We start from the raw sequence: 6,910 nt of genomic DNA, 5'->3' as shown, positions 1-6,910 counted from the left end.
GACGTGTGCGCGAGCTCCCGCTCGAACTCCGCCAGCCCGAACGGGTCCGTGATCGTCGCCTTGAGCGGGCCGAGCTGCTGGATGCCCCGCAGCATCGGCTGCACCGAGTACCGCAGCCGCGTGCCCGTGTGCCGGGGCAGGTGCTCGATCAGGAACCGCGGCTTGCCGCCGAGCGAGTACGGCACGCCGTCGGCGACGAGCAGGCCGCCCGTGGGCAGCCGGCCTGTGCTGCGGATGTGCAGCGACACCTCGGCCCGGCCGCCGACCGGCACCCGGATCGGCACGATCTGGCGCTGCGCGTGCAGCCCGACGCGCGCGACCGCCGTGAGGAAGCAGACGAGCAGCGGCAGCGCGACCACGAACGCGGACACCCGCAGCAGGTCGCGCTCGTTGAGGATGATCGAGCACAGCGCCGCCGCGAGCCCGGCCGCGAGCAGGCAGCGGCCACGTGTGGTCAGTCCGGACAGCGCACCGCGTACCGGCCGCGCCACGGCCGCCTACCGGTTCCTGGTCCAGTGCGCGTTGGGGTCCGGCGCCGCCTGGGGCACCGGCACCCGCTGCACGAGGGAACGGATCAGCTCGGCGGTCGAGCGGCGGCCGGCCTGCGCCTCCGGGGTCAGCACGAGGCGGTGGGCGAGGACCGGCACGGCCACCGCGTGGATGTCGTCCGGCACCACGAAGTCGCGGCCGGACAGCGCCGCCTGCGCGCGGGCCGCACGCACCAGGTGCAGCGTCGACCGCGGCGAGGCGCCGATGCGGATCTCCGGCAGCCGGCGCGTGGTGGACACGAGCTCGACGGCGTAGCGCCGCACGTCGGGGGAGAGCTTGACGCCGCGCACGGTCTCGATCAGCTTCTGCACCTGGTCGGCGTGGGACACCGGCTGCAGGTCGGCGAGCGGGTTGTGCCCGGCGTGCTCGTCGACCATCGCGAGCTCCGCGGCCGGGTCGGGGTAGCCGATCGACACGCGTGCGGTGAACCGGTCGCGCTGGGCCTCGGGCAGCGCGTAGGTGCCCTCCATCTCGATCGGGTTCTGGGTCGCGATGACCATGAACGGCGCTTCGAGCTGGTAGGTGTTCGTGTCGACGGTGACCTGCTCCTCCTCCATGCACTCGAGCAGCGCCGACTGCGTCTTGGGGGAGGCGCGGTTGATCTCGTCGCCGACGACGATGTTGGCGAACACCGGGCCGGGCCGGAACTCGAACTCGTTGGTCTGCCGGTTGAAGATCGACACCCCGGTCACGTCGCTGGGCAACAGGTCCGGGGTGAACTGGATGCGGCTGACCGTGCAGTCGATGGACCGGGCGAGCGCCTTGGCGAGCGAGGTCTTGCCGACGCCGGGCACGTCCTCGACCAGGAGGTGCCCCTCGGCGAGGAGCGTGACGAGCGCGATGCGCACCACTTCGGGCTTGCCCACCAGTACCCGCTCGACGTTCGCCGCGATGCGCTGCGCGGCGGCGTTGAGCTCGTCAAGGGCCGGGGCGGACCGGTAGTGGTTGTTGTTGACGGCCTCGGTCGTGTGCCCCGAGTAGTGGTGGTCTCCGCCAGACGCTGCGTAGGGGTTGCCGGGCAGCGCCGATGGCGGCGTACTGGACGTCACGCGACCTCCTGGAACTCAAATCTTCGGCGCAAGCCTTCTCCGGAGTGTGTCAAACCGCTGAGAAGTCTGTGTGTCCTTCCATTGTCTACGCCTTCCGGCCGGAACGTGTTCCGGATCTCCCGAAACGATGGCGAGCGCGCACACGGCTCGCACACCCAGGCTCCCCACGGCGCCCCACCGGATCCCCCACATCGCCCCCCGGGCGCCCACCGGCGCGCCCCGACCGAAGGACGCGCGGGGTCGGAACGGGGTTGACCGGCCGTCCGCGCCGCGGGCCGGCGCACCCGGCCGTGGGGGCCACCACGATCCCCCACTCCACACCCCGGGCATTTACCTGCGGAAACGAGTCCGGCGTCGCGAGCAGTTCCGCCGTTTCGACGTTGACTGTGGTGAAAAGTGGGGTACGGTGGCCGCAAGTGGGGCAGAAGGGGGCCTCATAACTGGCCCACCCGGGCCGGTGGGGAGGTGGGTCGTCGATGTTCCTCGGCACGCACACCCCCAAGTTGGACGACAAGGGGCGGCTCACGCTGCCTGCCAAGTTCCGAGACGCGCTCGCGGGTGGGCTGATGGTCACCAAGGGCCAGGACCACTGCCTGTACGTGTTCCCGCGCGCGGAGTTCGAGGAGATGGCACGCAAGGTTGCCGCGGCGCCCCTGACGAACGAGGCGGTTCGCGCCTACCAGCGGTACCTGTTCGCCGGAACCGACGAGCAGCGACCCGACGGGCAGGGGCGGATCGCGGTCGCACCGGAGCTCCGGCGCTACGCCGGGCTCACCAAGGAGTGCGTGGTCATCGGTGCGATCACCCGCCTGGAGATCTGGGACGCGCAAGCGTGGCAGACCTACCTGGACGAGCACGAGGACAGCTACTCCCAGGCCGCGGAGGAAGTCCTTCCCGGGGTCTTCTGACCCCGGCTCGGGGCGGGACGCGGGTGCCGTGAGGCCTCGGTCCGCTCGCTTTCGGTCCTGGCGCACCTTCCCCGGTGCCAGGGCCGACGAGCGGGCGGGGACCTGTCGGCATCCGCGCGGGTCGACTTGTCGGCTTGTCGCTTTGTCGTCGTGTCGTCGAAAGCTTGCTCGCGGGAGAGGGGGTGGACCATGGCTGCCCACGTTCCGGTGCTGCTGGAGCGGGTGCTGGCGCTGTTCTCGCCGGCGTTGTCCGGCGACTCCGCGGTGCTCGTCGACGCGACCGTCGGGCTCGGCGGGCACGCCGACGCCCTGCTGTCCGCCCACCCCGCGCTCACCCTGGTCGGTCTCGACCGCGACCCCGAGGCGCTCGCGCGGTCGGGCGAGCGGCTGGCCCGCCACGGCGACCGCGTCCACCTCGTGCACGCGGTCTACGACGAGATGCCCGAGGTGCTCACCCGGCTCGGCTACCGCACGACGGGTTCGGTCGACGGCGTGCTGATGGATCTCGGGGTCTCGTCCATGCAGCTCGACGAGACGGCGCGGGGCTTCGCGTACTCCCAGGACGCGCCGCTGGACATGCGGATGGACCCGACCGCGGAGCTCACCGCCGCTGAGGTGCTGAACACGTACCCCGCCGCCGACCTCGCGCGGATCCTGCGGGACTACGGCGAGGAGCGCTTCGCCCGGCGGATCGCGGACGCGATCGTCCGGGCCCGCGCGCGGGAGCCGTTCGCGTCCAGCGGGCGGCTGGTCGAGCTGCTGTACGACGCGGTCCCGGCCGCGAGCAGGCGGACCGGCGGGCATCCGGCCAAGCGGACGTTCCAGGCGCTGCGCATCGAGGTCAACGGCGAGCTCGAGGTGTTGCGCCGCGCGCTGCCGGCGGCGCTCGACGCGCTGCGGGTGGGCGGCCGGATCGTCGTCGAGGCCTACCAGTCGCTGGAGGACCGGCTGGTCAAGCGTGCGCTGGCGGAGCTCGCGAAGTCGCGGACGCCGCCCGGGGTCCCGGTCGAGCTGCCGGGGCATGGTCCGCAGCTGCGCCTGCTGACGCGGGGCGCGGAGCTGGCGGACGAGCAGGAGAAGGAGCACAACCCGCGCGCGGCCTCGGTGAGGCTGCGCGCGGCCGAACGGATTCTGGAGGCGGCAGCATGACCGCACCGACCCGGACCAGGCCCAACCGTGCCGCCACGCGCGGCCGCTCCGACTCCACGCAGACCCGACGACGTGCCGACACCGCGCTCGAGCGACGGCGGGCCGCCCGGCTCGCGGCCGCCGCTCCGGCGCCCGCGCCGGACAAGGCCGAGCCACGCCGCGCGCCGGCCCGGGAGACGCGCGGCCGGTCTGCGGCGGCGCAGCGTGCCTACGCGCGCCGGGCGAGCCGCCAAGGCCGTCCGGTCGAGCGGCCCGCACGGGTGGTGCGGTCCGACGAGGACCGGGCCGCCGGGCGCGCGTCGTTCGTCATCCTGATCATCACGCTGCTGGTGGTCGGCGTGGTGGCGACGCTGTGGCTGTCGACCCAGGCGATCGCGGACTCGTACCGGCTGGACAACGCGAAGCAGGAGGCCGACCAGCTTGCCGAGCGGGCCGACCAGCTGCAGCGGGACGTGACGAAGGCCGAGTCGGCGTCCGCGCTGGCCGAGCGCGCGAAGGCGATGGGCATGGTCCCGGCCGGCGACCCGGCTCGGCTGGTGGTCAAGCCGGACGGCCGGGTGGTCGTCGTGGGCGAGCCGACCAAGGCCGAGAAGCCGAAACCGCCGAAGCCACCCGAGAACACCGCGAACACCGAGAACGCCGCCGACCACAACGCTGACCGTGCCGGCGACAGTGCCGACAGTGCCGACAGTGCCGACGGCCAGGCGGCTGACTCGCCGCAGGGCCAGCAACGCCCGCGGTCCCCGGCCGATGCCCAGGGCGCGGGCTGATGGCCCCACCCTCCGGAGAGCCACCCCACGAGCCGGGCCCGCGCAAGCGCGCGGGTTCGGCGCGGGGCTGGCCGGCACTACCCGGGCGTGCGACCCCCGGCTCCCCGCGAGCCGGGGGTCCGTCCGCCCGCGCCCAGGGCTCGCCGCACGGCACGGCCGGACGTGGCGGCGCGGGAGGCCGTGGCAGGCCACCGCTGTTCGGCCCCGGCGGCGTCTTCGACCCCGCGGCCGAGCTGCCCCGGAAACCGCGGGCCGCCTCGTCCCGCGACCCCGCCGGCGCACCGCGGGGCGGCACCCCACGCGACCCCGGCGGCGTGCCGCGCGGTGGCCGCTCCCGGTTCGGCGTCAGCGAGGACCCACGCCGCAAGCCGCCACCGCCGGCCAAACCCAAGCGGGACGCCACGCGGGCTCACCGCGACGCGCTGCCACCGTGGCGGGAGGCGTTGCGCCGCAAGGCCGCCGACCGGCAGCCGCCGCCCTGGCTCGCGAGCGAGCGGCCGATACCCCGCGGCGCCGGCAACCGCCGTGGCGCGGCCAGCTCGCACCGGAGCGCGCCGGCGCCCAAGCACGCCCCGGTGGCCAAGCGGCGGCCGGCCGGTCCGCGCAAGCTGGTCCGCAAGCCCACCGGCAACCATCACATCCGGGTCGTGTCCGTGCGCTTCCTGCTCATCGCCGCGCTCGTGGCCGCCGGCATGAAGCTCATCCAGGTGCAGGGCTTCGAGGCGGAGGCCCTCGCCGCGAAGGCCGAGCAGCAGCGCACCACCGAGATCGACATCCCGGCCACCCGGGGGTCCATCGTGGACCGCAACGGCGTGCAGCTCGCGTTCAGCGTGGAGTCGCGCATGCTCGCGTTCCGCCCCAAGGCCGTGCGCGAGGACATCGCCGCCTACAACTCCGATCACCCCGACGCCAAGCTCAGCTTCGACGACCGCACCGCGGAGATCGCCCGCGCCATCCACGAGAAAATCGGCGACCGCGCGCCCGAGGCCGACGTCCTCGAGAAGCTGCGCCGCGAGGCGACGTTCGTCTACCTCGTCGACAAGGTCGAGCCGGCCGTCGCGCGGGACATCCAGGCGCTCTTCCCGGAGGTCATCACCGAGTACCGCGCCGCGCGCGAGTACCCCGGCCGCTCGCTCGCGGCCAACCTCGTCGGCATCGCGAACTGGCGCACCGACGACCCCGACCCCAAGAAGCACAACCTGCACGGCCTGTCCGGGCTGGAGAGCCTGCGGGACAACGAGCTCTCCGGCAAGCCCGGCCGCCAGGTGGCGGACACCGAGGAAGGCAGCCAGAGCGTCGTCATCCCGGGCACCGAGCGCGACCTCGTGCCGGCGACCGACGGCTCGGACATCGAGCTGACCATCGACGCCGACCTGCAGTACCACCTGCAGCAGTCGCTCGCGTCGTACGTCGTCAAGAGCGAGGCGAAGAACGCGAGCGCGGTCGTCCTCGACGCGCACACCGGCGAGGTGTACGCGATGGCCAACGACAAGACGTTCGACCCGACCGACCCCAAGGGCCTGGACCTCAGGACCATGGGCAACGCGGCGGTGTCGACGCCGTACGAGCCCGGCTCGGTCAACAAGATCGTCACCGCCCTGTGCACGATCCAGAACCACGTCTCGAAGCCGGACGACCCGCACATGGTGCCGGACTGGATCAACGTCGCCGACCGCACGGTGCACGACGCGTGGAGCCACCCGACGATGGCGTTCACGACCACCGGCATCTTCGCGAAGTCGTCGAACGTCGGCACGCTGCTGCTCGCCCAGCGGTGCGGCCCGGACAAGTTCTCCCGGCTGCTGCGCGACCTCGGCCTGGGCAAGCGCACGGGTGTCGGCCTGCCGGGCGAGAGCCCCGGGCACGTGCCGCCGCGCGGGCAGTGGTCCGGCTCGACGTTCGGCAACCTGCCGATCGGCCAGGGCCTGTCGATGACCGTGCTGCAGATGGCCGCGATGTACCAGACGCTCGCCAACGACGGCGTGCGCGTGCCGCCGCGGATCGTCCAGGCCCGGATCACCCCCGACGGCAAGCGGATCCCCGAGCCGAGGCCGAAGCCGGTGCGCGTGGTGGACGAGCGGACCGCGCGGACGGTGCGGGACATGCTGCGTGCCGTCGTGCAGGACGGCGAGGGGCTGAACAACGGCACCGGCCCGGCCGCCGCGCTGACCGGCTACCAGATCTCCGGCAAGACCGGCACCGCACAGCAGATCGACCCGGTGACCAGGGGCTACTCGCAGGACAAGTACTGGATCACGTTCGCCGGCATCCTCCCCGCCGACCACCCGCGGTTCGTCGTCGGGATCATGCTGGATCGGCCGAACTACTCGGGCGGACCGCAGGAGTCCCGGTCGGCCGCGCCGCTGTTCCACGACATCGCCTCGTACCTGGCGCAGCGCTACAGCATCCCGCTGTCGGCGAAGCAGAGCCCGGTCGTGCCGCTGGTCCTGGACGAGTAGGACCCGTAACTGTCGGTGGGTCCTCC

5 protein-coding genes and 1 pseudogene are annotated in these 6,910 nt (G+C 73.1%); 4 read left to right on the top strand and 2 right to left on the bottom strand.

Annotation, left to right across the window (positions count from 1 at the left end; translation table 11 throughout):
* A pseudogene (locus VH969_RS32810) lies at positions 1 to 491 on the bottom strand (DUF58 domain-containing protein); the annotation flags it as partial.
* Positions 492 to 497: 6 nt separating this feature from the next.
* Complete coding sequence (locus VH969_RS32805) at positions 498 to 1,442, bottom strand: AAA family ATPase (RefSeq protein WP_331981612.1); 945 nt, start codon at positions 1,440 to 1,442, stop codon at positions 498 to 500.
* A 632-nt stretch (positions 1,443 to 2,074) separates the two neighbouring features.
* Between VH969_RS32805 and mraZ the strand changes: the two genes are divergently transcribed.
* The 4 genes from mraZ to VH969_RS32785 all read left to right on the top strand — a co-directional run bounded on the left by mraZ (position 2,075) and on the right by VH969_RS32785 (position 6,884).
* Positions 2,075 to 2,506, top strand: a complete 432-nt coding sequence (mraZ, locus tag VH969_RS32800; protein WP_260192729.1) for a division/cell wall cluster transcriptional repressor MraZ — start codon at positions 2,075 to 2,077, stop codon at positions 2,504 to 2,506.
* A 189-nt stretch (positions 2,507 to 2,695) separates the two neighbouring features.
* Entirely contained in the window at positions 2,696 to 3,655 is a 960-nt protein-coding gene (gene rsmH / locus VH969_RS32795; RefSeq protein WP_331981601.1) for a 16S rRNA (cytosine(1402)-N(4))-methyltransferase RsmH, read from the top strand.
* Positions 3,652 to 4,425, top strand: a complete 774-nt coding sequence (gene ftsL, locus VH969_RS32790) for a cell division protein FtsL (protein ID WP_331981599.1) — start codon at positions 3,652 to 3,654, stop codon at positions 4,423 to 4,425. Before rsmH ends, ftsL begins: the two co-directional genes overlap by 4 nt.
* Positions 4,425 to 6,884, top strand: a complete 2,460-nt coding sequence (locus VH969_RS32785) for a peptidoglycan D,D-transpeptidase FtsI family protein (RefSeq protein ID WP_331981596.1) — start codon at positions 4,425 to 4,427, stop codon at positions 6,882 to 6,884. The genes ftsL and VH969_RS32785 overlap by 1 nt, the downstream gene beginning before the upstream one ends.
* Positions 6,885 to 6,910: the final 26 nt, after the last annotated feature.

This window comes from Actinophytocola sp., assembly GCF_036555685.1.
Classification (GTDB): Bacteria; Actinomycetota; Actinomycetes; order Mycobacteriales; family Pseudonocardiaceae; genus Actinophytocola.
The sequence above is the reverse complement of the archived record's forward strand: the minus strand, read 5'-3'. Positions and strand labels throughout refer to the sequence as shown.